Source organism: Sphingomonas metalli (assembly GCF_014641735.1).
Taxonomy (GTDB): Bacteria; Pseudomonadota; Alphaproteobacteria; order Sphingomonadales; family Sphingomonadaceae; genus Sphingomonas; species Sphingomonas metalli.
In genome coordinates this window covers 1,182,294-1,208,036 of the sequence record NZ_BMIH01000001.1, presented here as the reverse complement: position 1 = coordinate 1,208,036, position 25,743 = coordinate 1,182,294, and the positions used below count along the sequence as shown (strand labels likewise).

The window sequence follows — 25,743 nt, the reverse complement described above, 5'->3', positions numbered from 1 at the left end:
TTATCCGGTGCGATCGTTAAGATCGGGTTGAGATTTCGACAGGAATGCGGTCATCGCCTTGCCGATGCCGAGCGGCGTGTGCTCGGCCATGGCGGCGACCGTCTTCTGGTCCTGCATCTCGCGGAAGGTGTCGAGCGCCTTGCTGTCGAACAGGGGGTCGGACAGCTTCGCCTCGCGCATCGACTTCAGCATCATGCCGGTGAAGACGGCCTCGAACTGCTGGCCCGCCTTTTCCAGATTCTCGCGGGACTTGAGCCGGCTGGCATCGGCGGAGATGCCGCTGGTCGCGACCGTCGGCGCGGCGGGGAGGAGCGAGGGGGCCGTCACAGGACCACCAGCTCCGCCTTCAGCGCGCCCGCTTCCTTCAGCGCCTCAAGGATCGCGACGAGGTCGGCCGGGCTCGCGCCGATCGCGTTCACCGCCTTGACCACATCGGCCAGCCGGGGGCCGGGATTGAGCAGGAACATCGGCTTCTTCTCCTCCTCGACTTGGACGTTGGAGCGCTGCTCGACCGCGGTCTGGCCGTTGGACAGCGGCGCGGGCTGGCTGATCCGCTGGCTCTCGTCGATCCGCACCGTCAGCTTGCCGTGCGTGACCGCCGCGGTGCCGACCCGGACGGCCGAGCTGATCACGACGGTGCCGGTGCGGGCGTTGACGATGACGCGGGCGGGCGGCTCGGCCGAGACCACGTCGAGATTCTCAATCGTCGACATCAAGGTCGCGCGCACGTCCGCGCCGACCGGCGCACGGACCGAGACGGAGACCGCGTCGATCGCCTGTGCGGTGCCGGCGCCCAGCCGCTGGTTGATCGCTCCCGCGACATTCTGCGCGGTGGTGAAGTCGGCGCGCTGGAGGTTGAAGGTCAGCGCCGGCGCATTCTCGAACCCGGTCGCGACCGCGCGTTCGACGGTGGCACCCTCGGGGATGCGGCCGGTCGAGGGGATGTTGACGACGATCTTCGATCCGTCCGCGCCCTCCGCGCCCAGCCCGCCGACCGCGAGGTTGCCCTGCGCCATCGCATAGATCTGCCCGTCCGCGCCGAGCAGCGGCGTCAGGATCAGCGAGCCGCCGCGCAGCGACTTGGCCTTGCCCATCGAGGCGACGGTGATGTCCAGCTTCTGCCCCGGCTTGGCGAAGGGCGGCAGCTCGGCCGTCACCATCACCACCGCCGCGTTCTTCAGCCCCGGATTGGCGCCCGGCGGCAGTTGCAGTCCGAAGCGCGAGGTCGCGGCCTTCACGCTCTGGACGGTATATTCCAGATTGTCGTCGCCCGTCCCCGGCAGCCCGACGACGATGCCGTAGCCGGTCAGCTGATTGGTGCGGATGCCCTGGAAGCCGCCCAGGTCCTTGATCCGGTCGGCCATCGCCGGCGCCGACGTCGTCAGCAGGATCAGGAAGGGGAGGATATAGCGCATGAAGGCCTTCACGATCGGCATCCTTCAGAACGGGCTGACGGCGGAGAAGAAGCGGGACAGCCAGCCCTGGCGGCTGGCGCGGGCGACATCGCCCTTGCCCGTATACGAGATCTGGGCGTCGGCGACGCGGGTCGACGGCACGCGATTGTCGCGGTCGACATCGGCGGTGCGCACGATCCCCTTGATGCGGACATATTCGTCGCCGCGGTTCAGCGTCACCCGCTTCTGCCCCTGCACCAGCATGGTGCCGTTGGGATAGACTTCGGCGACCGTCACGGAGACCTCGCCCGACAGGCTGTTCGCCTGATCGGCCTGGCCCTTGCCGTCGAAATTGCGCTTGCCGCTGGCAGAGGCCTCGGCCGGGTCGAACAGCTTGAACGGGCCGGCCGAAGGCGGCGTGATGCCGAACCCGCCGCCCGAGTCGAGCTTGGAGCTGGCCGATTTGGAGGCCGCGGTCCGCTCGACCAGCACGATCGTCAGCGGGTCGCCGACCTTGCGCGCGCGCCAGCCCTCGTAGAGCGCGGCATAGCCCTCGCTCGTCTGGAAGATCGAGCCGTTGGCGGCGGCCGGGGTCGCGACCATCGGCGGCGGGGTCGCGGCCGAATAGTCCTCGGGCGGGCGGCGCTTGCCGAACAGCCCGGCCTGGGCCGGCACCGGTGCGCAGACCGCGACCGCGACCGCGGCGGCGGTGAGCGCGGCGATCGCCGCGTGATTGGGGCGGGGAGCGCGGCTCATGACAGGTTCTGGTTCGCGGTCTTGAGCATCTCGTCGGTGGCCGAGATCATCTTGGAATTGACCTCATAGGCGCGCTGGGTCTCGATCATGTCGACCAGCTCCTCGACGACGTTGACGTTGGACGCCTCCAGCGTGCCCTGGCGGATGCCGCCGCGCCCGTCCTGGTTGGGCTGGCCCAGATTGGCCGGCCCGCTCGCAGCGGTCTCGAGCAGGTAATTGTCGCCCTTCGACTGAAGGCCTGCGCCGTTCGCGAAGCTGGCGACCTGGATCTGGCCGAGCTGCGCCTGGTCGGTCTGGCCGGGCACGCTCGCGGTGACGGTGCCGTCGAGCCCGACGGTGATCGCCGTGGCGTTTTCGGGAATGGTGATGCCGGGCATCACCTGATAGCCCTCGGCGGTGACGAGCAGCCCCTCGGCCGACTTCGAGAAATTGCCGGCGCGGGTGTAGCCGAGCTGGCCGCCGGGCAGCTGCACCTGGAAATAGCCGTCGCCGTCGAGCATCATGTCGAGCGAGTTGCCGGTCTGCTGGGCCGACCCTTGCGTGTCGATCCGCGCGGTGCCCTGCACCCGCACGCCGGTGCCGAGGTTCAGCCCGGTGGCGTAGCGCGTCTCGCTGGTCGAGGCGGCGCCGGGCGCCGTCACCACCTGATAGGACAGCGTCTCGAAGGCGGCGCGATCGCGCTTGAACCCCGTCGTGTTGACGTTGGCGAGGTTGTTGGAGATGACGCGCATGCGCATGTCCTGGGCGTCGAGCCCGGTGCGCGCGATATGCATGGCCGCAGTGGTCATCGGTGAATTCCTCAGCTCGGCAGGCGCATCAGCGATGCCCCGCCCTCATCCATGTCCTTGGCCGTTTTCATGAGGTTGGCCGTAACCTCGTAGCTGCGCTGGTTCTCGATCATGTCGACCAGCGACTGGGTCATGTTGACGTTGGACCCTTCCAGCGCGCCGCCGATCACATTGGCGTCGAGATTCTCGGGCAGCACGCCGCCGCCCTTCACCCGCAGCAGATTGTCCAGCCCCTTCAGCGTCGCGGTGCCCTTGGGGCTGACCAGCTTCAGCTTGTCGACGACCTGGGTCTGGGTGGCGTCGCCACCGACCGGGATGATCGAGATCGACCCGTCGCCGCCGATCGAGATCGCGCTGGCCGGGGGCAGGGTGATCGGCCCGGAGGAGCCCATCACGATATGCCCGTCGCCGGTCTGGAGCACGCCGGAGGGCGCGATCTCGAGGTCGCCGCGGCGCGTATAGGCCTCGCTGCCATCCGCCGCCTGCACCGCCAGCCAGGCGTCGCCCGCCATCGCCACGTCGAGCGGGCGGCCGGTCTGCTGGATCGCGCCGGGCGCCCGGTCGGCATCGGTAATCTCTTCCGACGTCGGCGCGCGCGCCTCGATCTGCTGGCCGCCGCCCTTCAGCTCGATCCGGTCGAACACCACCCGGTCGGCCCGGAAGCCGGTGGTGGACGCGTTCGCCATGTTGTTGGCGATCGCCGCCTGCGCCGCCATATGCGCCTTGAGGCCGGTCGCCGCCGTATAGACGAGCTTGTCCACCTGTCCGCTCCCTCAGCCGCCGATGCTTACGAGCGGATGTTGAAGATGGTCTGCGAGACCTGGCTGGCGGTATCGAGCGCCTTGGCATTCGCCTGGAAGTTGCGCTGCGCCGCGATCAGGTTGACCAGTTCCTCGGTAATGTCGACGTTCGACCCCTCGATCGTGCCCGACATCAGCGAGCCGAAGCCGTCGGCCGAGGCCGCGCCCAGGCTCGCCGCGCCCGACACGCCGGTCGCCGCCCAATAGCTGTTGCCGATCTGGCGCAGGCCCGTGGGCGTCGAGAACTTGGCCAGCGCCACCTTGCCGAGCGGCACGATGTCGCCGTTCGAAAAGCTGGCCGAGATCAGGCCGGCGTCGTTGACCGTCACGCCCGCCAGCTGGCCGACCGCGACGCCGTTCTGCGTCTTGGAATTGACCGAGAAGGCCGAGGACAGCTGGGTCGAGCTGCGCAGGTCGAGCGAGACCTGCTGGAGCGCCGCGCCCGAGGTCGGGTTGAAGGCGTCGAAGGTGATCGGCTGGGTCGGCGCGGTCGTGATCAGCGAACCGGTCGAGTCGAACTGCAGCGTGACCTTGTCGACGCCGCTCACCTCCATCGGCTGGTCGCCGAAATAGGTATAGACGTCCCAGGTGCCGGTGGTGGCGGGCTGGGCGGGGGTCGGGTTGCCATTGGCATCGGTACCGGCCGGCACCGCCGGCGACGCACCCGCGGTGCGGACATAATAGTTGGTCATCGTGATCGGATTGCCGTTCGCGTCATAGACGCGGGTCGCGACCGAGTTGGTGTAGGTGGTGGTGTCCGACCGCTTGAACACGTTCGCCGCCGTCTTGGGCGTCGAGGTGGAGGACAGCTGCACCGCGGTCTGCACCTTGGTGGTCGCCTTCGGCTCGCCGCTGGTCTGCTGGAGCTGGAGGTTGGTCAGGCCGTCCTGCCCGGTCGCGGTGACGTTGCCGTCATTGTCGACCGGATAGACCATCAGATAGCTGCCCTGCGAGTCGACCACGTTGCGGTTCGAGTCGACCTGGAACGAGCCGTTGCGCGAATAGGTGATCGAGTCGCTGGTGCCGGTCGACTTCATCACGAAGAAGCCCTCGCCGACCAGCGCGAGGTCGAGCGCGTTCGACGTGGTCTGGAGGTTGCCCTCCTTGAACTGCTGGGTGTTGCCCTTCACCACCGCGCCCGAACCGACCATCTTGCGCGGATCGGTCGAGACGTTCGACGCGATGATGTCGGCGAACTCGGTGCGGCTCTTCTTGAAGCCGGTGGTCGCGACGTTGGCCAGGTTGTGGCTGATCACCGACATATCGGTCTGGGCGGCCTGCAGGCCGGAAAGCGCGGTGTAGAAGGACATGGGGGACTACTCCTGGGGTAAAGGGGTTCAGGCGACGCCGCGGATCGCGGTCGTCTTGACGGTGCCGATGCCGGTCACCTTGAGCGTGGGTTCGCCGCCGGGGGGCAACGAGGCGGATTCGACCGGCGCCCAGACAAGGCCGCGCGCGGTGACGATCTTCGACAGGTTCGCGGCATCGACCGCGACGGTGTAGGGGCCGTTGTCGATCTTGTTGCCGGCCTCGTCCGTGCCGTCCCAGTCATAGGTGACGGTGCCCGTATCCTGCTTGCCGAGCTGGATCGTCTTGACGACGTTGCCGTCCTTGTCGCTGATCGACACGTTCACGTCGGTCGCCGCGCCGTCGAGCTCGACCGCGCCGGCGATGCCGCCCTTGGTCCGCTCGTATGCGGTCTTGCCTTCGGTCAGCACCGCCTTGCCGACATAGCCCATCGCGTCGGCGGAGCTGGCCGCGTTGAGCTTGTTGGCGATGCCGGTCAGCGTCGTGTTCATCTGGCTGATGCCCGCGGTGCTGGAGAATTGCGCCATCTGGGCGACCATCTGCGTGTTGTCGACCGGGCTGAACGGGTCCTGGTTCTTCATCTGCGCCGTCATCAGCTTCAGGAAGTCGGACTGGTCGAGCGTGGTCTTGGTGCCCGTCGCGGTCGCCTTGGGCGTGCTGCTCGAGCCCGCGCGGGTGATGCCGAGCCCGGTCAGCGTCTGGTCGAAGGCGCTGCTCGCAGCGGTGGCGGACGTGGTGGCCATCTATCAGCGTCCCAGCTTGAGGGTGTCGATGATCAGCGACTTGGCGGTCTGCATCACCTCGACATTGTTCTGGTAGCCGCGTGCGGTCTCCATCATGTCGACCAGCTCGCGGGTCTCGTCGACCGCGGCTTCCCAGATGTTGCCGTCCTTGTCGGCGAGCGGATTTTCGGGGTCGTAGCGCTTGGTCGGCTGCGATCCGGCGGTGACCACCTTCTCGACATCGACGGTGGCGAGGCCGGAGGCGGCGTCGAAGCTGGTGCGGAACACCGGCTTCATCGTCTTGTAGGCGGCCTCGGCCGAGCTCGCGATGTCGCCCGCATTGGCGAGGTTCGATGCGGTCGTGTTCATCCGGACCAGCTGCGCGGTCATCGCGCGGCCGGCGACCTGGAAGATGGTGAGGGGGCTGGAGGCCATGCCTTATTCTCCCTTCAGCGCGCGGGTGATCTGGGCGATCCGCCCGTTGAGGAACGACAGCGTCGTCTGGTACTGGACGGCGTTCTCGGCGAAGGCGGTCTGCTCCTGGCTCAGCTCGACCGTGTTGCCGTCCATCGAGGTCTGGAGGGGCACGCGATATTTGAGCGCGCCGTCGAGCGTCCCCGCGCCGCCGCTCTTCTCCGCCGTGGCGAGCGCCGCCTGGAAGTCGAAGTCGCGCGCCTTGAAGCCGGGGGTGGAGGCATTGGCGATGTTCGAGGCGAGCACGCCCATACGCTGGGCGCGCACCTGGAGCGCGGCTCCATGTACCCCGAAAAGCGTGTCTCCTGCCATGACGGCCTCCTTCGCGCCGGATGCGCCCCGACAGCTAAGCAACCGCCGTGCCAGTTTTGCTCTGCTGCCGGGAATCGAGCCGCTCGGACGCGGTTTGCCGGACGTTTGCCGTCCGGGCGGGGTCGGGCGGCAAGATGTTGCCGGCGGGGCGGCAAGGCTTGCCGGTCGGCCGATGGCGGCAAGGCAGGCGCGGCAACTGGCCCGCTCCTTGCGTATCGTGCGGGCATGGAATGGATGACGCTTTTCGATCCCGCGGCGCTCGGCATTGTGCTCGGCGGTACGGTGCTGGTCACGCTCTTGCGCACGCCGCTGCACGATCTGGTCGCCGGCATCGCCGCGCTGCGCGTGCTGGTGCGCCGGCCGTTCGTCGCCGACGCGCTGGTCGCGCAGATCGCCGCCCTGACCCGGATCGCGCGCAAGCACGGCGTCTTCCAGCTCGACCGCGCGATCATCGCCGATCCTGACGTCGCCGCCGCGGTGATGGCGATCGTCGACGGCGACGAGCCGGCCGAGGTGGAGGCGCTGGTCCGCTATCACCGCGGCGTCCGCATCGACCGCCACGTCGCCGCGGCCGAGATGTGGGCCTCCGCGGCAGAGGCGGCGCCGGCCATGGGCATGGTCGGCACGCTGATCGGCCTCGCGCGCATGTTCGCCGGCATGTCCGACACCAGCGCGATCGGCGCGGGCATGGCGATCGCGCTGCTCGCCACCCTCTATGGCGCGCTGCTCGCCAATCTCGTCCTCTCCCCCATCGCCGCGCGACTGCGCGCCGCGGGGCGTACCGAGGCGGCCGAGCGCGCCCGGCTCGAGGCGCCGCTGGCCGCGCTCGCCGCCTGCCAGACGCCGCGCCCGCCCCTGCAGAGCGTCGCATGACCGGCGAATTCCCAGACATCGCTTCCGGCCGGCCGCTCTGGCTGGTCACGCTCGCCGACCTCGCGCTGCTGATGGTCGGATTCTTCGTGCTGGTGCAGGCGCATCAGGCCGATCCGCGCCAGCTCGCCCGGTCGCTGCGCGAGGGCTTCGTCGACAGCAAGCCGGCCGAGCCGTTGCTCGCGGTCGCCGCCAACCGGCTCGACGGGTTCGCGCCCGGCTCCGCGGCCCTGCCGGCCGGTGCCGACACGATCGCCGGCTGGGCGAAGGACCAGCTGATCGATCCGCGCGTCGTCCTCACCGTCACCGGCAGCGCCGATGCCGCGCGGGGCGATGTCGACCCCGCCACCCGCTCCGCCGCGATCCTCGCCGCCGACCGCGCCCGCGCGCTGGCGGCCCGGCTCGCCCCGCTCGCGCCCGCCCGGGTCGCGATCGCCACCACGACCGGCCCGGCCGGCGTCACCGTCACGCTGGCCTTTGCCGGCGATCCCAGCAGGAACCGACCATGACCCCGTTTCTTCTCCTCGCCGCCGCCGTGGCGGTGCCGGGTTTCCAGGACATCGCCGCGCTCGACCGCGCGGTCGTCGCCTTCACCGGCAAGCCGCAGGGCAGCGAGGGCGGCCCGCGCACGGCGATCGACACGCGGCTCAGGCTCCAGTCCTGCCCGATGGTGTCGCTGTCGTGGCGGACTGAGGCGCATGACGCGGTCGTGGTCGCCTGTACCGGCCCCGACTGGCGGCTGTTCGTTCCGGTGGTGCGCCCGGCCAACGCGCCCGTCGCGGTCGCCGCGGCCTCGCCGACGCGCCCTGCCGCGGCGGTCAAGGCGGAGCCGGTGATCCGGCGCGGCGATCCGGTGGTGATCGAGGCGGGTTCGGCCGGTTTCGCGATCACCCGCGAAGGCGTGGCGATGGGCGATGCCGCCCCCGGCGCGCGGCTCGCGATCAAGGTCGAGGGCGCAACGCAGCCCGTTCAGGCGGTGGCCGTGGAGAGCGGCCGCGCGACCTTGCCGGGGTGGCAATAAAAAACTTCTAAAGTCTCCCCGCAACCGGTCGTTTCCTGCTGTGTCAGCCAGAACCGACAGGTGCGGATATGATGGATTCGATTGGTTTCAAGGGAGTGGGGAGCGTCAAGCGCGTTGCGCCGGCCGCTCCCGTGTCGGCCGCGCGCGGCACGACGGCCACCGATACCTCGGCGACGGTCGCCTCGACCGACCCTACGGCGCTGGCCAAGTCGCTGGCCTCGGCGCCGCCGGTGGATAGCGACCGCGTGTCGGAGATCCGGTCCGCCATCGCCAAGGGGACCTTCCCGCTGCTGCCCTCGACGATCGCCGACCAGATGATCGCCCTCAAGCTCGCCTGGAACCCCCATGACAAGGCGTGATGCGCTGATCCGCGTGATCGATGCCCTGCATGCCGAGATCGCGGCGCTGAAATCGAACGACGTGCGTGCGCTCGAACGGGCGACCGCGGACAAGCTGGCGGGGATCGATGCGATCGCCGCCGCCGGCACCGGACCCGCCGGCCCCGACCTGCGCGAGCTGGCGGACGAGGCGAACCGGCTGAACGAGACGTGCCGGATCTACGTCAACCTGATGGCGGCAAATACCCGCCGCCGCCTGCAAACTTTGACCGGCAACGCCTTTGCCGGCACCGCGCCGATGCTGCGGGGCAGCTACGCCTGACCCGGCGGACCCGGAAAACATCCTTTCGCCCGGCGGCCTGATGCCGCACGCGGCGGGCCTGCCGCAATCTGGCACGCCCCTTGCTGTGTCGTCACCGAACGGGGACGACATTCGTGAGCATCAATCCAGTCAATGCCAGCCGCATCCAGTCGGCCATCGCCTATGCCAGCCAGCGCACGGGCGTCGACTTCGACTATCTGATGGGCCAGGCGCGGGTCGAGAGCGGCCTCAACGCCTCGGCGCGTGCGGGCAGTTCCTCGGCGACCGGGCTCTACCAGTTCATCGAGTCGAGCTGGCTCGCGGTGATGAAGAAGCACGGCGCGGAACATGGCCTGTCCTGGGCCGCGGACGCGATCAGCCAGACCGGCTCGGGCCGCTACACCGTGTCCGACCCCGCCACGCGCCGCGCCATCCTGAACCTGCGCAACGATCCCGCCACCGCCAGCCTGATGGCGGCGAGCCACGCCGCCGACAACGGCCAGGCGATCTCCGCCACGCTGGGCCGCGAGGCGACCGGTACCGACCTCTATATGGCGCACTTCCTGGGGATCGGCGGCGCCTCGAAGTTCCTCTCGGCGATGGAGGCCAATCCCTCGGCGAGCGGCGCGGCGCTCTTCCCCTCCGCGGCCCGCGCCAATCGCAGCGTCTTCTTCGAGGCGGACGGCTCGGCCCGTTCGCTCGGCGAGATCTATCGCCGCTTCGCCGGCAAGCTGGGGCAGGGGGCGGACAGCGTCTCCGAGACGCGCGCCGCCAACCTCTCCTTCGCCGCGCAGGCGCTGGCGATGGGCGACGACACCACCGTCGTCACCGGCTCGGGCGAGAGCGCGCAGGATGCGCTCGCCTGGGCCAGTTCGACGCTCGGCAAGTTCGGCGGGCGGGCCGGGGCACAGGCCGCCAGCGTGCTGCGTCCGACGCCCGATACCGCGCGGCTCGCCTATATGATGCTCGCGCGGCTGGGGGCCTGAGCGCGATGAAGATGCTCGCCCAGCTGCGCGGCGGCGCCCTGCCGCTCGCCATCCTGCTCCTCGTCGTCGTGATGGTGGTGCCGATCCCGGCCGCGCTGCTCGACATCTTCTTCGTCGCCAACATCGCGATCAGCCTCGCGGTGCTGATGGTCGCGCTCAACGCGCAGAAGCCGCTCGACTTCAGCGCCTTCCCGACCGTGTTGCTGTTCGCCACCCTGTTCCGCCTCGGCCTCAACGTCGCCTCGACCCGCATCGTGCTGGTCCACGGCCATGAGGGCGAGAGCGCGGCGGGCCATGTCATCGAGGCGTTCGGCACCTTCCTGATCGGCGGCGACTATGTCGTCGGCATCTTCGTCTTCGCGATCCTGATGATCATCAACCTGATCGTCGTCACCAAGGGCGCGGGCCGCGTGTCGGAAGTCTCGGCGCGCTTCACTCTCGACGCCTTGCCCGGCAAGCAGATGGCGATCGACGCCGATCTCAATGCCGGCCTCATCACGCCGGACGACGCCAAGAAGCGCCGCGTCGAGGTCTCGACCGAGGCCGATTTCTACGGCTCGATGGACGGTTCGTCCAAGTTCGTGAAGGGCGACGCGGTCGCCGCGATGCTGATCCTCGCCGCCAACGTGCTCGGCGGGCTGATCCTCGGCCCGGTCAGCCACGGCATGTCGATCGGCGACGCGGCCAAGAGCTATATCCTGCTCGCGATCGGCGACGCGCTCGTCGCCCAGCTGCCGGCGCTGATGCTGTCGATCGCCGCCGCCTCGATCGTCACGCGCGTCAGCTCGGAGAAGGATCTGGCCGGCCAGATCGGCAGCCAGTTCGGCTCGTCGCGCACCTGGCTGCCGGTCGCGGTGATCCTGACGCTGCTCGGCGTGTTCCCGGGCATGCCGCACCTCATCATCCTGCCCGCCGCCGCGATCGCCGGGTTCGCCGCGTGGAAGCTGCGCCAGATCGAGCGCCGCCCGCCGCCGGTCGAGCCGACCGCGTCGGCAGCGGAAGGCGCCGCGCCCGCCGATCCCTCCAGGATCGGCTGGGACGAGGTGACCGATTCGATGCAGGTCAATTTCGATATCGGCTACGGCCTGGTGCCGCTGGTCGACGAGCGTCGCGGCGCGCCGCTGATGGGGCGGATCACCGGGGTGCGCCGCCAGCTGTCCAAGGAGCTGGGCTTCGTCGTGCCGCAATGCCGGGTCCGCGACGACATCAACCTGGCGCCCTATACCTATCGCATCATGATCGGCGGCGTCTGCGTCGGCGAGGACCAGATCTCGCCCGACGAGATGCTGGCGCTCGACACCGGCCAGGCGGTCGGCGGGCTGCGCGGCAAGACGGTGAAGGACCCGACCTTCGGGCTGGACGCGATCTGGATCCCGGCCAGCGACGCCGATGTCGCGACCGGCGCGGGCTATCTGGTGGTCGATCCCGGCACGGTGATGGCGACCCATCTCAACCATGTCCTCGGCCAGAACGCCGCCGAGCTGCTCGGCCCCGACGAGGTGCAGAGCCTGCTCGACGAGCTGAAGGAGAAGGCCGCGCATCTCGTCGCCTCGCTGACCCCCGCGCCGCTGCCGCTGACGCAGCTGACCCAGGTGCTCAAGGGTCTGCTGGCGGAGGGCATCCCCCTGCGCGAGTTCCGCCGCATCGCCGGCGCCATCGCCGCGGTCGCGCCGCGCAGCCAGGATCCCGAGGAACTGATCGAGGCGATCCGGCCCGCGCTGGGGCCGCTCATCATCCAGAAGCTGTGCGGGGTGCGCGAGCCCCTGCGCGTCATGACGCTGGAGGGACAGTTGGAAGCTTTGCTGGGCCAGGCCGCCCGCGCCGACACCGCGCGCCGCCATGTCATCGAGCCCGATCTCGGCCGCCGCATCGTCGAGGCCTTGCAGGAGGCGGCGCAGCCGCTGATCGCGGAGGCCAGGCCCTTCGCGCTCGTGGTGCAGCCCGCCATCCGCCTCGCGATCCGCAAGCTGGTGCGCACCTGCCTGCCCGACACGCCGGTCCTCTCCTTCTTCGAGGTGCCCGAGGAGAAGGCGGTCGAGGTAGTCGCGGTGATCGGTAGCCAGCAGCAGCACGCGGCGCTGGCGGCATGAGCGCCGAGCCGATGAAAGGCGCCTTCCAGAGCGCCGCCCCCGCGGCCGCCGGCGATTTCGCCGGCCCGCTGACCTATCGCCCGGCGCAGAAGCCGCGCGGCGAGGGCGAGGCGCTGATTCGCCAGCACCTTCCGCTGGTCCGCCGCATCGCCTGGCATGTCCACGGCTCGATGTCGACGCTGGTCGAGGTCGAGGACCTGATCCAGGTCGGGCTGGTCGCGCTGGTCGAGGCCGCGGCCGGGTTCGAGGATCGCGGGCAGGTCACGTTCAAACACTATCTCGCCACCCGCCTGCGCGGCGCGATGATCGACGAGCTGCGCCGCCAGGCGACCACCACCCGCGGCGCGATGCGCCGGCGCAAGCAATATGCGGAGGCGGTGCAGAAACTCACCGCGCTGACCGGCCACAAGCCCGACGAGGGCTCGCTCGCCGCGCAGCTCGGCGTCAGCGTCGAGCGGCTCCGGAGCGAATATGTCTCGGCCGAGGCGGTGCGGTTCGACTCGATCGACGAGGTCTATGCCGACGACCTGCCCTGGTTCGCTGACGATACGCCCGACGCCTTCGCCCAGCTGGCCGAGGGCGAGATGCGCGAGAAGCTGATCGCCGCGATCGCCGCCCTGCCCGAGCGCGAGGCGCAGGTGATCCAGCTCTATTATGTCGAGGAACTGAACCTCGAGGAGATCGGCCAGGTGTTCGGCGTCGGCTCGGCGCGGATCTGCCAGATCAAGGCGAGCGCGCACGCCCGGCTGAAGAAGGCGATGCGGGGGTAGGCACTTCTCCAGCCCGATCCCCTTAGCCTCGGCCGTCGCCCCAGCGAAGGCTGGGGCCTCAAGCGCTCTTGCCTCGCCCGACAACCGGAAGATCCCAGCCTTCGCTGGGATGACGCCGGTTCGGTCAGGCTGGGACCACCCCCTAAATCACTCCTCCCTTTGCGAAATCCCGGCCCGTTGATATGCTGGCCCCGGACACGCCCGCGAAGATGCGCGGCGGCGAGGAGAGGATGGCATGGCAAGGCAGATCGCAATGGCCGCTGCGGCGGCGCTGCTCGTCACCGGCGTGGCGCACGCGCAGAGCGGAACCTCCGCGCCCGGTCCCGCGACGCTGGGCGACGACACGTCGCGGTCGGCGGGCAACGAGCGCAACCAGCAATTCGCGCTCGATCACATCCGCGACGAGCTCGACACCAACAATCCCGAGGGCAAGAAGGCGCGCAAGCGGGCACGCGAGCCGATCGTGGCGGCCACCGCGGCCGACTTTGCGCCCGGCACGCCGGTCTATGACATGACCGGTCAGCCCCTCGGCACGATCGAGCTGGTCAACGATCAGGGCGTCCAGCTCAAGTCGGATACGTCGCGGGCGATGGTGCCGGCCGATGTCTTCGGCAAGAAGGGCGGCCAGCTGATGCTCAACGTCCGCAAGTCCGAGTTCGAGAAGCTCGCCGGCTCGGCCAAATGAGGAGAGGCGGGCGGCCGGTCTGCCGGCCGCCTGGCCTTCCGCCCCCGTCCTGACCTGCATCAGCCACTTCGCACCGACCGGCCCGGAACGGCGACGCGGGCTCTTCCGTTGCCTGCCGCATGCAGACGGAAGGGTTAAGTCTATGATTTACAGGAAGCTTTCGCTTGGCCTCGGGGTCTTCTCGATCGGCCTGGGCCTGGCCGAGCTAATCGCGCCGCGGCGAATCGCCCGCGCGCTCGGCGTCGAGGAGCATGAGGGCGTGGTGCGCGGCTTTGGCGGGCGCGAGATGCTGTCGGGAGCCGCGATCCTCGCCGCGCCCGCGGCCTCGGCCAATATCTGGAACCGGCTGGCCGGCGACGCGATGGACCTGACCAGCCTGGGCCTCGCCCTGCGCGCCAGTCCGAAGCGCGGCGCGGTGTGGGGCGCGATCGGCTTCGTCGCGGCGGTGACGGCGCTCGACGCCGTCGTCGCGCGCGGGCTCGATCGCACCACCGGCAAGTTCCTGCCCGTCGCGGCCGCCTGACGCGCGAAAACCCCGGCGACGTCGGTGGCGACGTCGCCGGGGTTCCTGCCCTCCCGTGGAAGGGCCGGCGCCGGCACCCCTGTCAGCCTGGGGGCAGGTGCCGGCGCCGGTCCGGGATTACTGGAGCAGCTTCAGCACGCCCTGCTGCGACTGGTTCGCCTGGGCGAGCATCGCGGTCGAGGCCTGGCTGAGGATCTGCGCCTTGGCGAGCGCCGTCGTCTCGGTCGAGAAGTCGGCGTCCTCGATGCGGCTGCGCGAGTCGGTCAGGTTGGCGGTGGTCGTGGTCAGGTTGTTGACCGTGACCTGCAGGCGGTTCTGGATGGCGCCCAGCGTACCGCGGGTCTGGGAGATCATGTCCAGCGCCTTGTCGATCGCGCCCATCGCCGCACGGGCCGACGCCGCCGAGCCGATGTTGAGGCGACCGCCGACCACGTCGGTCGAAGCGCCCTGCGCCGCGAGGCCGACCTTGTCGAGCGAGGCAGCCTTGCCCTCGACGCGGATGTCGCCGCCGCTGTCTGAGCTCAGCGTGACCTGGCCGCGGACGGTGACGCCCGAGCCGCCGGTGGCATAGTCGCCCGCGACCGCCGCCGTGTCGGTGCCCGCCTTGACCGCGGTCGAGCCGTCGGCCCCCGTGGCGCCGAGCAGCAGGCCGGTGGCCGTGCCTTCCTTCAGCGTGATGTCGTTGCCCGACACCGAGGTCAGCACCAGGTTGCCCTTGGTGTCAGCCGAGGCGACGACGCCGGTGTTGGCATCGTTGATCGACTTGACCAGGTCGGCCATGGTCGCACCGGCGGCGCCGGACGCCTTGGTGATCGTGACCGTGGCGCTGTTGATGACCAGCGTGTTGCCGTCGACGATCTTGCTGCCGTCGACCTTGACGGTGGCAGTGGTGCTGGCGCTCGCCTTCACACCGGTCTTGTCGGTGATCGCGTTGATCGCCGCGGCCTTCGAACCGGCCGACCCATCGGTCGACGGACCGACGGCGACGCCGTTGATCTTGACGTCGTCGGTCTCGAGCAGCGCGTCCTTGGTCGCGACGCCGCTGATCTGGCTGGCGCCGTCGGTCGAGGCGTTGAGGCCCAGCTTCTTGAGGTCCGCGGTGGTGCCGTTGGTGTTGCGGGTAACCGCGATGTTCTTCCCGTCCGAGCTGTTCATCGCGACATAGCCGCCATAGGTGCCGGCGGTGAAGCCCGCCTTGCCCGCGTCCGAACCGCCGATCACGATGTCCTTGCCGGTGTCGTTGGTCAGCGACAGGGTGCCGTCGCTGTTGACCTGGGCGACCACGCCGGCGACGTCGCGGTTGATGTTCTTGGCGATCTCATCGGCATTGGCGCCGGTGACGCTCACGGTGTTGATCGTGAAGTTGGCGCTGACGCCGCTCGCCGCGATCGAACCGCTCTTCAGGGTGTTGAACGCGGTGGCCGACACGCCGGTCTGGGCGGTGTTGGCGTTGACCTGCTCGGCCAGCTTGTTCGCGCCGTCGGTCGCACCGGTGATGGTGTTGCCGATCGCGTTCTTGCCGTTGATCAGGATGTCGTCGACCGCCAGGCCGCTGACGTCGCCGACGCGGCCGGTGACGGTCTGGCCCTCGATGCGGTTGCCCGCCAGGCCCAGCGCCGCGGTCGAGACGCTCGCCATCGACACGTTGATCTGCTCGGACGCATTCACGCCGGTCTGCAGGCGGATGTTCTTGGCCGAACCGTCCAGCAGGTTGATGCCGTTGAAGTTCGTCGTCTTCGAGATGTCGTCGATCTGGTTGGTCAGCTGCGTGACTTCGGCCTGCAGCGCCTGACGCTCCGAATTGCCCAGCGTGCCGGTGGACGACTGGGTCGCCAGCTCCTTCATGCGCTGCAGCATCGTGGTGACTTCGCCCAGCGCGCCTTCCGCGGTCTGCGCCATCGAGATGCCGTCATTGGCGTTGCGCACGGCAACGGCCATCGACTTGATCTGGCTGGTCATGCGGCTGGCGATGGCGAGGCCGGCGGCGTCGTCCTTCGCGGAGTTGATGCGCTTGCCGGTCGACAGGCGCTCCATCGCGGTCGACAGGGCCGAACCGGCCGAGGTCGAGGCATTGGCGGCGCGGAGCGCCGCGGTGTTGGTCGAGATAACGGTCATGTCTGGTCTCCGTCTTCACGGCTTCCCCGCCGCCCCCAGAGCAGAGGGCCGAGCCGTCGGGACAAGGAACGGCCGTCCGCCGCCGGGTTTAAGGATGATTTTTCGCCGTTTCGCCTGGTCCGGCCGCCCCTCGCGCACGTAAGGGGACACCCCGCCCGCCCGGGCCCGCGCGCCCGGAAAATATCTGCCGGCCGCTGGCAGAAGTTTACCGGCGGTTTACCACCAATGTCGCATGCAGGCCCCACAACAGAGGGCAACCATGCGCACCATCTTCCCGTCCGCCGCGATCAATGAGGGCCGTTATGCGATGATCTCGTCGCTGCGGGCCCAGGGCTTCGGCATCGCGGCCGCCGATTCGGCGCCCCGCACCGGCGACCTGTTCGTCGTCGCGGCCGGCGAACCGGTGGCGCTGCCCGCCCGCACGCTGGTGGTCGGCGACCCGAGCGGCCCGGACGGTCGCTACATCGTGCCCGCCCGCGACGGCGCGCCGCACCGGATCGCCTTCGACGCGCGGGATGCCGCGGTCGGCAACGCCTTCGTCACCGCGCTGCTCGGCGGGCCGGAGATGCCGACCGCCGCCGATCCCGAGACGCTGGCGCTCTTCGCGCTCGCCGAGCGGGTCGCGCAGGCGGATATCACCGTGCTGATCAACGGCCCGACCGGCACCGGCAAGGAGGTGCTGGCCCGCACCATCCACTCGAACTCGCCTCGCGCCGGCAAGCCGTTCATCGCGATCAACTGCGCCGCGCTGCCCGAGACGATGCTCGAGGCCCTGCTGTTCGGCCACCAGAAGGGCGCCTTCACTGGCGCGTCGTCGGGCGGGGAGGGCTTCTTCCGCGCCGCCGACGGCGGCACCATCCTGCTCGACGAGATCGCCGAGATGCCGCTGTCGCTCCAGGCGAAGCTGCTGCGCGTGTTGCAGGAGCGCGAGGTGGTGCCGATCGGCGCCTCCGTGCCCCAGCCGATCGACGTGCGCGTCATCGCCTGCGCCAATCGCGACCTTCAGGCAGAGGTGGCGGCGGGCCGGTTCCGCGCCGACCTCTACTACCGCCTCGCCGTCTTCCCGCTCACCACCAAGTCGCTCGCCCAGCGGCCGGAGGATATCCCCGCGCTCGCCGCAACGATGATCCTGCGCCATTCGGGCGGCCGGCAGACGGTGCCGTGGCCGACCGTCGAGGCGATCGAGACCCTCAAGGCGCACGACTGGCCGGGCAATGTCCGCGAGCTGGAGAATGTCATCCAGCGCGCGCTGCTCTTCGCCGGCGGCGAGACGATCGACGCCGCCCATATCGTCTTCGACCGGCCGGTCACGATGACCTTCACCCGCACGCTGCCGGCGCCGTCGAACACGCCGGCGCCGCAACTGCCGCCGATGCACGAGGCCGGGCCGGCGCTGCCCGAATCGCTCGGCAAGGTCGTGCAGATGAGCGAGTTCGCCGCGATCCGCGACACGCTGCGCGCCTGTGGCGGCAGCCGGATCGAGACGGCCCGCCGCCTCGGCATCTCGGAGCGGACGCTGCGCTATCGCCTCGCCCGGGCCCGCGAACAGGGCGAGGAGATCGTCCCCGCCGCCGATCGTAAGGCGATCGCATGAGCGGCGTCGGCGGGGTGGGCGGCGTCGGCGGGATCGACCGCGTGATGCAGCTGCGGGCCCAGATCCTCGAACGCAACCAGGCGCTGGGCCGCGCCGCCAGCGCGCCGGCCCCGGCCGCCGCGCCCGCGGCGGAGGCGAAGCCGGTCAGCTTCGCCGACACGCTCGACAGCGCGCTGAAGACGGTCAACGACGGCCAGAACGAGGCCAGCCGCCTGTCCGACAGCTACGAGCGCGGCGAGACGGTCGACATCGCCAAGGTGATGCTCGCCCGCCAGCAGGCGTCGGTCGGGTTCGAGGCGACGCTGCAGGTCAGAAACAAACTGCTGTCCGCCTACAAGGACATCATGAGCATGCCGGTGTAATCGATGAGCACTGCCCTCACCACCACCCCCGCCGCCGAACTGCCCGAGCGGTTCGCCAATCCGCTCCAGCAGATCAAGGGCGTGCTCGCCCAGCCGGCGGTGCGCCGGTCCGCGCCGATGGCGATGATGGTCGGCCTGATCGGCGCCGCCGCGCTCGCCTATGCGACGCTGTCGACGCCGACGCAGAAGACGCTGTTCACCGGCCTCGCCGATGCCGACAAGGCGGCGGTGATGCAGAGCCTGGAACAGGCGAACATCGGCGCCCATGTCGACGACGGCACCGGCGCGATCACCGTCGACGAGGAAAGCTACAGCCGCGCCCGGATGCTGCTCGCCAGCCAGGGCCTGCCCAAGCAGGCGCCGGGCGGCTACGCCATTCTCGACCAGTTGCCGATGGGCGTCAGCCGCGCGGTGGAGGGCGAACGGCTGCGCCAGGCGCGCGAGACCGAGCTCGCCCGCTCGATCCAGGACATCGACACGGTGATCGAGGCGCGCGTCCATCTCGCGACGCCCGAACAGTCGGTCTTCGTCCGCGACCATGCCGCGCCCTCGGCCTCGGTGATCGTCAAGCTCGCCGCCGGGCGCAGCCTGTCGGACGCGCAGGTCTCCTCGATCGTCAACCTCGTCGCCTCGTCGGTGCCGGGGATGAAGCCCGACGCGGTGACCATCGTCGACCAGGCCGGCGCGCTCCTCACCAAGCCGGGCGGCCGCGACGCCGCCGGGGCGATGGGCGACGAGCGGATCGACTTCCAGCGCCGGGTCGAGGACAAGTATCGCCAGCAGCTCACCCAGCTGCTCACCCCGCTGCTCGGCGCGGGCAATTTCTCCGCAGAGGTGCAGGCCGACGTCAATCTCGACGAGACGCAGGCGACGCGCGAGAGCTACGAGAAGCAGGGCGCGCTGCGCGCCGAGACGGGCCAGTGGACCGGCAACCAGAAGGATGGCGGCGGCCCCGGCGGCATCCCCGGCGCGCTGTCGAACACGCCGCCGCCCGCCAGCCAGCTCCAGGTGCCGACCCCCGCGGTCGGCGCGAGCGGCGGGCCGCAGCCGGTGGCGGGCGGGCCCGCGCCCGATCCCAACAAGCAGTCCGACAGCTACCAGCGCGCCTATGATCTCGGCCGCGCGGTCTCGGTGACCCGCGCCGCGCCCGGCTCGGTCAAGCGGCTGTCGGTCGCGGTCGTGCTGCGCGATCCGGAAAAGGGCCGCCGCACCGCGATGGAGGTCAACCAGATCACCGACCTGGTGAAGAGCGCGGTCGGCTACGACCAGCAGCGCCAGGATCAGGTGACGGTGATCAGCCGCCAGTTCGCCGGCGCCGCCAGCGACATGGCCGACAAGGCGCCCTGGTACGACAATAGCTGGCTGCCGATGCTGGCCCGCAACCTCACCGCCATCGTGATCGCGCTGCTGGTGCTGCTGCTCGGCGTCCGCCCGCTCGCGAAGGCGCTGATGAAGAAGCGGGACGATGCCGAGGGCGCGGGCCGGCTCGCGGCGCCGGTGATCGGCCCGGACGGCCAGCCGGTCGCGGCGATGCCGATGGTCGCGCCGGCGGTCACCGTCGACCAGATGGAGGCGACCCAGGGCTATGACCAGCGGATCGGTGCGGTCCGCGGCTTCACCCGCGACAATCCCGCGCGCGCCGCGCTGGCGGTCCGCGACATGATCCAGGCGGACCAGAAGTGAACGCGCTGACCACATCGCGCAGCTTCACGGGGATCGAGAAGGCGGCGGTGCTGATGATGGTGGTCGGCGAGGAAGAGGCCGCCGCCATCCTCCAGAAGATGGAGCCCGACGAGGTGCGCCAGCTCGGCACCGCGATGTTCGCGGTCGCCGACGTGTCCGAGGAGGATGTGGAGGCGGTGCTCGACGAATTCGTCAACCGCGCCCGCGAGCGGACCAGCATCACCTTCGACCCGCGTCCGACCGTTACCGCGGTGATGAACCGCGCGCTGGGGGCCGAGAAGGCGGAGAGCGTGCTCGCCCGCATCACCCCGGCCGAGGCGGCGTGCGAGCTCGAGCTGCTCGACTGGATGGAGCCCGTCGACATCGCCCAGATGATCGAGAAGGAGCATCCGCAGATCGCCGCGGTGGTGATCGCCAATCTCGATCCCGCCATCGGCGGCCAGGTGCTGGAGATCCTGCCCGAGGGGCTGCAGCCCGACATCCTCCACCGCATCGCCAAGCTCGGCCCGATCACGCCGGAGGCGGTCGAGACGCTCAAGGCGCTGCTCGCCCAGCGCAGCGGCGGCAGCAGCGGCACCCAGGTGTCGCTGGGCGGTGCGCGCGAGGCGGCGAAGATCCTGTCGGGCGCGCGCAAGTCGACCGAGCAGCGGGTCATGCCCAAGCTGTTCAAGATCGACCGCGACGTCGCCAAGGCGATCGAAGAGGCGCTGTTCGTGTTCGAGAACCTGCTCGAGATGGACGACAAGAACCTCGGCACGCTCATCCGCAACGTCGATGGCGAGGTGCTGGTCAAGTCGCTCAAGGGCGTCGACGAGGCGATCCGCAACCGCTTCCTGGGCTGCATGTCGGCGCGCGCCGCCGACGGCATCCGCGACGAGATGGAGGCACGCGGCCCGATGAAGCTCGCCGAGGTGCTGGAGGCGCAGAAGGCGATGATCGCGATCGCGCGCAACCTCGCCAAGGACGGCTCGATCCAGATGGGCGCGGCGGAGGACGATTATGTCTGAGTTCGTCGCGGGCTTCGCCAGCCGGCACGAGGTGGCGGCCAATATCCTCCATGCGGTGTTCGCGCCGCCGGCCGGCTTCGCCGCGGTCGATCCGCGCAGCCGCGCCATGCCGCGCGCCGCCGCGCCTGCGGCCGCCGCACCGTCCACCGGACCCAAGCACTTCGTCCCCGCCGACCGCAGCGAGAACCCGACCGCGGGCTGGAACCCGCTCGACGCGGAGGCGGACACCAGCCCCTATATCGACCCGGTCGAGGCGGCGCATGCCGCCGGCTATGCCGAGGGGATGGCCGCCGCGCGCGCCGTCGCCGAGGCCGAGCAGGCGCGCAATGCCGCGCTGCTCGACGGGATCGCCAGCCAGCTCGGCACCGGCCGGCTCGACCGCGAGGCGATGGCCGCGCAGCTGCGCCAGACCGTGCTGATGCTCGTCACCCGCATCGTCGGCGATGTCGGCGTCGCCGCCGACCGGCTGGTCCAGCGGATCGAGGTGGCTGCCGACATGCTCGCCGACGCCGCCGAGTCGGCGATGCTGCGCGTCCATCCGGAGGATGTCGCCCTGCTCAAGGATCGCCTGCCCGCCACCATCTTCCCGGTCGGCGACGAGACCGTCGCGCGCGGCAGCTTCGTGCTCGAGAGCGCCTCGACCGTGGTCGAGGACGGCCCGGCCATGTGGCTCGAACAGCTCGCCGCCGCGATCGACCGGGTACCCCTGCCGATCGTGGACATCGCCGTCGATGCCGCGGCGGCCTGACCCGCGACCATGCTGAACCGCTTCACCGCCGACTATCTCGGCACCCTCGCCAACGCCGATTTCCGCCCGACCCCGACCGTGTCGGGCCGGCTCGCCTCCTATGACGGGCTGCTGATGGAGGCGGTGGGCCTCAAGCTGCCGGTCGGCACCGTCTGCCGCGTCGGCGACACGGTGGAGGCGGAGGTGATCGGCTTCAGGGGCGAGCGCACGCTGCTCATGAACCTCGGCGGCCCCGCGGCGCTGCTGCCCCGCGCCCCCGTGCGCCCGATCGGCCCGCCGGGCGAGGCGGAGGTGGGCGCGGCGATGCTCGGTCGCGTCGTCGACGGCGCCGGACGCCCGATCGACGGGCTGGGGCCGATCCGCGGCGCCGGGCGCTGGCCGCTCGCCGGCAAGCTCCAGTCGCCGCTCGACCGCGGCCGGGTGCTGCGCCCGCTCGACGTCGGGGTGCGCGCGATCAACGGCCTGCTGACCATCGGCCAGGGCCAGCGCGTCGGCATCATGGCCGGCTCGGGCGTCGGCAAATCGGTGCTGCTCGGGATGATGGTCCGCGCCGCCAAGGCCGACGTCATCGTCATCGGCCTGATCGGCGAGCGCAGCCGCGAGGTCGCCGACTTCCTCGAGACCAAGGTCGCCGGCGAGGCGCGCGCCCGCTCGGTCGTGGTCGCCGTGCCCGCCAACCATTCGCCGGTGCTCCGCATCCGCGGCGCGCTGCGCGCCACCGCGATCGCCGAGGCTTTCCGCGCCGAGGGCAAGAAGGTCCTGCTGATCATGGATTCGCTGACCCGCGTCGCCCATGCGGGGCGCGAGATCGGGCTGGCGCTGGGCGAGCCCGCCTCCGCGCGCGGCTATCCGCCGTCCGCGATCGCGATGCTGCCCAACCTGATCGAGCGCGCCGGCGCCGACGCCAACGGCACCGGTTCGATCACCGCCATCTACACCGTGCTCGCCGATGGCGACGACGGCAACGATCCGGTCGTCGATTCGGCCCGCTCGATCCTCGACGGCCATATCGTGCTCAGCCGCGCGCTGGCCGAGCGCGGCGTCTATCCCGCGATCGACGTCGGTCCCTCGGTCAGCCGCGTGATGACCGACATCGTCTCGCGCCCGCACGTCCAGGCGGCGCGCGTGCTGCGCCGCCATCTGGCGACCTATGAGGAGAATCGCGACCTGGTGCTGATGGGCGCCTATCGCGCCGGTGCCGATCCCGCGATCGACGCGGCCATCGCCTATCATCCCGCGATCATGGACTATGTCCGCCAGGATTATGACGAGGTCGTCGGGCTGGAGACCGCCGCGACCGAGCTGACCGGCGTGTTCGGCGACGGCTGATGGACGCGCGCACGCTCCAGCGCATCCACCGCGTCCGCACCGCGCAGCTCAACCTCGCCCGCGCCGACGAGGTCCGCGCCGCCGCCGCGCTGGCGAGCGAGACCGAGATGACCCGCCGCATCGCCGCGCTGGTCGAGGCGGTGGCGCCCGCGCCCGCCTCGACCGGCGGCTATGGCATGGCCGGCACCGCGCTGTTCCGCGAGCGGCTCCACCGCTCGGCCGATGCCGCCGCCTTCCGCGTCGAACAGGCCGAGCAGCGCATGTTGCGCGCCGGCGAGACCAGCCGCGCCGCGCATCGCGACCAGAGCGCGGTGGAGAAGCTGATCGACCGCGCCCGGCGCGAGGCGCTCTATCGCGAGGCGCGCGATCTGCAGAATGCGCCGCCCCAGGCGAAGAAACGGCACGATCCTTGCTGAGTGACGGCTGAGTATCACGACCGGAAAGCCCAGAGCGACCGCGCGCATGATTAGCCTGACCGCCTCCCTGCCCATGATCGCCCCCCCGCGCGGCGTCGCCCCTGCGGGCGGCCTGCCTGCGGGCGATTACGCCGGTGGTTCAGCGTCTTTCGCCCTGCCCGATGCCGAGGGCGGGGCGGGTGCCGATCTCGTCGCGACGGTGGTGCAGGCGGTACCGGCCACCCCCGCGCCGCTGATCCCGATCCTGCCCGGCCAGGCCGGGACCGACCGGCAAGACCTTGCCGCCTCCGGCGCGGCATTGCCGGATAGTGCCGCTCCGGCCGCACCCTTGCCGGTCGATCCCCGCTTCCTGAAGGTGGCGGCGGCTGCGCCGGCCAGTCCGGCGGCCCCGCAGGCCCGACTGATCGTCGACCTGCCGCTGCCCGATATTCTGCCGATCGAGGACGAAGCGCCCGCCCAGCCAGCGCTGCCCCGGCCCGAAGCTGCCGCCGTTCCGCTCGCCGTGCCGGTGCCGACGCGCACGCCGCCAAAGGCTGCTCTGCGCTCCGACCCCGATCCCGAAGAGGATGCGTTGCCGGCCGAGGACGATCGGCCCGCGACCGATACGCCGCAGGCCGCGGCCATGCCGGCCGACTCCGCACCGCCGCTTCTGCCCGATCGCCTCGCCTCGACCGAGAAGCCGACCCGTGACCCGGCATCGCCAAAGGCCGAGAGCGAGGAACCCGTCGTGCCCGCCGCCCCGCGCGTGGCGAAGGGCGGAAAGGCCGCGTCGCCGGTCCGGACGGCCGTCCCGTCCAAAGCGCCTGCGCCCGCGCGGGACGCCGGGCCGGTGCCGACGGCGGCTCCCATCGTCGCCGATGCGCGCGCCATTCCGGTACCGGCCGACCCTGCCGGCATGCGCGCGCCCGACATGCCGGATCCTGCGCCCGCACGTCCGGTCGAGGCCGCCACGATCAACACGCCCCGCGCTCCCGCAACGGCGGCGGAGAAAATGGTCATGGCTCCGGCGCCGTCGCCGAAGCCAGCCACGTCGCGGGGGCGGCCCGTGCAGGATGTCGCGGCCGACTTGCCGCAGATCCCGACGCCCGGGCCGGACGTCGCTGTGCTGCCGCCGTCGTCTAAGCCCGTCACCGCGGCACCCGAACGGCCGGAGCCAGCCGCCGCCATGCCGGCCGCAGCCGATCGCCGGGTCGAGGCATCGATCCTCCCGACGCCGGCGTCGCGAGAGTCCGGGTCACCCGGCCCGTCCGCACCGGCCGCGCCCTCCGCCGCGGCCCGCGTCGCCATCGACACCGTCGCGCCAGCCACTCCCGCGCCCGTCGCGCCAGCCGCTTCCGCGCCCGTCGTGACGGCAGCGCAGCCAGAGGCGGCGCGCGTCGCCGCTGCGATCCCGCAGGCGGTGCGAAGCGCCGTCGCGCCTGCCGCGCCCGGATCGGCCTCCATTGCACGACCGATCCGCACAGCGGCATCGCCCGCGCCCGCTACCCTCGCCGCCGTGCCACAGGCGATGCCGGACGTCGCCGCTCCGGCTGAGACCATGGCGCCCGCGCTGACCCCGTGGCGGTTCGTCGCGGTCGAACCCGCCGCCGCACGTCCGGCCCCGGCCGCACCCATCACGGCCGCCGACCCGCTTCCCGCGACGGACAGTTCGACCCGCACCGCGCCCGCCGCCGCGGCGGCCATTCCTGCCGCGCCGCTGCCGCCACAGCTGCCTGCCGCTCCCGCCCCCGCCGGCCGCGTCTTCGCGCCCGCGATCGCCGCGGCGGACGATCAGGACCGCCGTGCCACCGCGCCGGCTGCCGACACCGTCACCCTGCAGGCGACCGCCACCGGGCTCGCCGCGCCGATCCGGACCGATGCCGGGCATCAGGCGCCGCTCGACCTGTCCCAGCCGCGCTGGCCGCATGCCATGGTCGAGCGGATCGAGGCGCTGCGCGATGCCGCCGACGCCAACGACACGCGCATCCGGCTGATCCCCGACGCGCTCGGCGCGATCGACGTGGCGGTGAAGCGCGAGGGCGACACCATCCACGTCCACTTCGCCGCCGAACAGGCGCAGACCCGCACGCTTCTCGCAGAGGCGCAGCCGCGGTTGGCGGAGGCGGCCGAGGCGCGCGGGCTGAGGCTGGGCCAGACCAGCGTCGATGCCGGCGCGTCCGGCAGCGGCGGCAATGCGGCGAACATGGCGCAGCACCAGGCCGCCGCGTTCCAGTCGGGCGCGCAGGGCCAGGGCCGTCAGCCCCAGCCGCGCCCCGAGACACCGCTCCGCCCCGTCCGGGCGGACCAGCACGCCATCGCGGCCCAGGCCGATGATGACGACCGTATCGCCTGATGTTCGAAGGACCTGACCG

The 25,743-nt window shown here is 70.8% G+C and carries 27 protein-coding genes and 2 pseudogenes; 18 read left to right on the top strand and 11 right to left on the bottom strand.

Features of this window, described 5'->3' with window-relative positions; genetic code table 11:
* Genes IEX18_RS18560 through IEX18_RS05910 form a run of 9 tightly spaced genes read right to left on the bottom strand, consistent with a single transcriptional unit; the run spans position 1 to position 6,554 of the window.
* Positions 1–327 (bottom strand): rod-binding protein, encoded by a 327-nt coding sequence (locus tag IEX18_RS18560; RefSeq protein WP_229664387.1) that lies wholly within the window; start codon positions 325–327, stop codon positions 1–3.
* Positions 324–1,436 carry a flagellar basal body P-ring protein FlgI gene (locus IEX18_RS05945; protein ID WP_373284520.1) on the bottom strand — a complete coding sequence of 371 codons (1,113 nt, stop codon included), beginning with the start codon at positions 1,434–1,436 and terminating at the stop codon, positions 324–326. Before IEX18_RS05945 ends, IEX18_RS18560 begins: the two co-directional genes overlap by 4 nt.
* Before the next feature lie 3 nt (positions 1,437–1,439).
* Positions 1,440–2,150, bottom strand: coding sequence for a flagellar basal body L-ring protein FlgH (locus tag IEX18_RS05940; RefSeq protein WP_188657723.1), 711 nt, complete (start codon positions 2,148–2,150; stop codon positions 1,440–1,442).
* Positions 2,147–2,938 carry a flagellar basal-body rod protein FlgG gene (flgG, locus tag IEX18_RS05935; RefSeq protein WP_188657722.1) on the bottom strand — a complete coding sequence of 264 codons (792 nt, stop codon included), beginning with the start codon at positions 2,936–2,938 and terminating at the stop codon, positions 2,147–2,149. The genes IEX18_RS05940 and flgG overlap by 4 nt, the downstream gene beginning before the upstream one ends.
* 11 nt (positions 2,939–2,949) lie before the next feature.
* Positions 2,950–3,699, bottom strand: coding sequence for a flagellar basal body rod protein FlgF (locus IEX18_RS05930; RefSeq protein ID WP_188657721.1), 750 nt, complete (start codon positions 3,697–3,699; stop codon positions 2,950–2,952).
* Positions 3,700–3,725: 26 nt separating this feature from the next.
* Positions 3,726–5,048: a flagellar hook protein FlgE gene (locus tag IEX18_RS05925; protein WP_188657720.1), complete on the bottom strand. Its 1,323-nt coding sequence runs from the start codon at positions 5,046–5,048 to the stop codon at positions 3,726–3,728.
* Between the two features lie 27 nt (positions 5,049–5,075).
* Positions 5,076–5,789, bottom strand: coding sequence for a flagellar hook assembly protein FlgD (locus tag IEX18_RS05920; protein ID WP_188657719.1), 714 nt, complete (start codon positions 5,787–5,789; stop codon positions 5,076–5,078).
* A gap of 3 nt (positions 5,790–5,792) precedes the next feature.
* Entirely contained in the window at positions 5,793–6,203 is a 411-nt protein-coding gene (gene flgC, locus IEX18_RS05915) for a flagellar basal body rod protein FlgC (protein WP_188657718.1), read from the bottom strand.
* Between the two features lie 3 nt (positions 6,204–6,206).
* Positions 6,207–6,554: a flagellar basal body rod protein FlgB gene (locus IEX18_RS05910; protein ID WP_188657717.1), complete on the bottom strand. Its 348-nt coding sequence runs from the start codon at positions 6,552–6,554 to the stop codon at positions 6,207–6,209.
* Positions 6,555–6,779: 225 nt separating this feature from the next.
* Between IEX18_RS05910 and IEX18_RS05905 the strand changes: the two genes are divergently transcribed.
* The 10 genes from IEX18_RS05905 to IEX18_RS05860 all read left to right on the top strand — a co-directional run bounded on the left by IEX18_RS05905 (position 6,780) and on the right by IEX18_RS05860 (position 14,138).
* The gene (locus IEX18_RS05905; RefSeq protein WP_308419321.1) at positions 6,780–7,427 is read left to right on the top strand and encodes a motility protein A; all 648 of its coding nucleotides are present in this window, start codon (positions 6,780–6,782) and stop codon (positions 7,425–7,427) included.
* Positions 7,424–7,933: a flagellar motor protein MotB gene (locus IEX18_RS05900; RefSeq protein WP_188657716.1), complete on the top strand. Its 510-nt coding sequence runs from the start codon at positions 7,424–7,426 to the stop codon at positions 7,931–7,933. The genes IEX18_RS05905 and IEX18_RS05900 overlap by 4 nt, the downstream gene beginning before the upstream one ends.
* Positions 7,930–8,445: a flagella basal body P-ring formation protein FlgA gene (locus tag IEX18_RS05895; RefSeq protein WP_188657715.1), complete on the top strand. Its 516-nt coding sequence runs from the start codon at positions 7,930–7,932 to the stop codon at positions 8,443–8,445. The genes IEX18_RS05900 and IEX18_RS05895 overlap by 4 nt, the downstream gene beginning before the upstream one ends.
* Before the next feature lie 68 nt (positions 8,446–8,513).
* Entirely contained in the window at positions 8,514–8,804 is a 291-nt protein-coding gene (gene flgM, locus IEX18_RS05890) for a flagellar biosynthesis anti-sigma factor FlgM (RefSeq protein ID WP_188657714.1), read from the top strand.
* The gene (locus IEX18_RS05885; protein ID WP_188657713.1) at positions 8,791–9,105 is read left to right on the top strand and encodes a flagellar protein FlgN; all 315 of its coding nucleotides are present in this window, start codon (positions 8,791–8,793) and stop codon (positions 9,103–9,105) included. Before flgM ends, IEX18_RS05885 begins: the two co-directional genes overlap by 14 nt.
* Before the next feature lie 113 nt (positions 9,106–9,218).
* Entirely contained in the window at positions 9,219–10,070 is an 852-nt protein-coding gene (locus IEX18_RS05880) for a lytic transglycosylase domain-containing protein (RefSeq protein ID WP_188657712.1), read from the top strand.
* A gap of 5 nt (positions 10,071–10,075) precedes the next feature.
* Positions 10,076–12,160 carry a flagellar biosynthesis protein FlhA gene (flhA, locus tag IEX18_RS05875; RefSeq protein ID WP_188657711.1) on the top strand — a complete coding sequence of 695 codons (2,085 nt, stop codon included), beginning with the start codon at positions 10,076–10,078 and terminating at the stop codon, positions 12,158–12,160.
* Complete coding sequence (locus IEX18_RS05870) at positions 12,157–12,930, top strand: sigma-70 family RNA polymerase sigma factor (RefSeq protein ID WP_188657710.1); 774 nt, start codon at positions 12,157–12,159, stop codon at positions 12,928–12,930. Before flhA ends, IEX18_RS05870 begins: the two co-directional genes overlap by 4 nt.
* 235 nt (positions 12,931–13,165) lie before the next feature.
* Positions 13,166–13,615 carry a hypothetical protein gene (locus IEX18_RS05865; RefSeq protein ID WP_188657709.1) on the top strand — a complete coding sequence of 150 codons (450 nt, stop codon included), beginning with the start codon at positions 13,166–13,168 and terminating at the stop codon, positions 13,613–13,615.
* Positions 13,616–13,757: 142 nt separating this feature from the next.
* Positions 13,758–14,138 carry a hypothetical protein gene (locus IEX18_RS05860; RefSeq protein ID WP_188657708.1) on the top strand — a complete coding sequence of 127 codons (381 nt, stop codon included), beginning with the start codon at positions 13,758–13,760 and terminating at the stop codon, positions 14,136–14,138.
* Between the two features lie 117 nt (positions 14,139–14,255).
* Here IEX18_RS05860 and IEX18_RS18555 read toward each other — a convergent pair.
* Positions 14,256–14,519: pseudogene (locus IEX18_RS18555) on the bottom strand (flagellin); the annotation flags it as partial.
* 324 nt (positions 14,520–14,843) lie between these two features.
* A pseudogene (locus IEX18_RS18800) lies at positions 14,844–16,253 on the bottom strand (flagellin N-terminal helical domain-containing protein); the annotation flags it as partial.
* Between the two features lie 259 nt (positions 16,254–16,512).
* On the opposite strand from IEX18_RS18800, the gene IEX18_RS05850 reads away from it, so the two are divergent.
* The 8 genes from IEX18_RS05850 (at position 16,513) to IEX18_RS05815 (ending at position 25,724) form a co-directional block, all read left to right on the top strand.
* Positions 16,513–17,847 (top strand): sigma-54 interaction domain-containing protein, encoded by a 1,335-nt coding sequence (locus tag IEX18_RS05850; RefSeq protein ID WP_188657706.1) that lies wholly within the window; start codon positions 16,513–16,515, stop codon positions 17,845–17,847.
* On the top strand, positions 17,844–18,209 hold the full coding sequence (fliE, locus tag IEX18_RS05845; RefSeq protein ID WP_188657705.1) for a flagellar hook-basal body complex protein FliE: 366 nt from the start codon (positions 17,844–17,846) through the stop codon (positions 18,207–18,209). The genes IEX18_RS05850 and fliE overlap by 4 nt, the downstream gene beginning before the upstream one ends.
* Before the next feature lie 3 nt (positions 18,210–18,212).
* Positions 18,213–19,892, top strand: a complete 1,680-nt coding sequence (gene fliF / locus IEX18_RS05840; RefSeq protein ID WP_188657704.1) for a flagellar basal-body MS-ring/collar protein FliF — start codon at positions 18,213–18,215, stop codon at positions 19,890–19,892.
* Positions 19,889–20,899, top strand: coding sequence for a flagellar motor switch protein FliG (fliG, locus tag IEX18_RS05835; RefSeq protein WP_188657703.1), 1,011 nt, complete (start codon positions 19,889–19,891; stop codon positions 20,897–20,899). Before fliF ends, fliG begins: the two co-directional genes overlap by 4 nt.
* Entirely contained in the window at positions 20,892–21,647 is a 756-nt protein-coding gene (locus IEX18_RS05830) for a FliH/SctL family protein (protein ID WP_188657702.1), read from the top strand. Before fliG ends, IEX18_RS05830 begins: the two co-directional genes overlap by 8 nt.
* 9 nt (positions 21,648–21,656) lie before the next feature.
* Positions 21,657–22,976, top strand: a complete 1,320-nt coding sequence (locus IEX18_RS05825; RefSeq protein WP_188657701.1) for a FliI/YscN family ATPase — start codon at positions 21,657–21,659, stop codon at positions 22,974–22,976.
* On the top strand, positions 22,976–23,392 hold the full coding sequence (locus tag IEX18_RS05820; protein WP_188657700.1) for a hypothetical protein: 417 nt from the start codon (positions 22,976–22,978) through the stop codon (positions 23,390–23,392). The genes IEX18_RS05825 and IEX18_RS05820 overlap by 1 nt, the downstream gene beginning before the upstream one ends.
* 73 nt (positions 23,393–23,465) lie before the next feature.
* Positions 23,466–25,724 carry a flagellar hook-length control protein FliK gene (locus IEX18_RS05815; RefSeq protein ID WP_188657699.1) on the top strand — a complete coding sequence of 753 codons (2,259 nt, stop codon included), beginning with the start codon at positions 23,466–23,468 and terminating at the stop codon, positions 25,722–25,724.
* Positions 25,725–25,743: the final 19 nt, after the last annotated feature.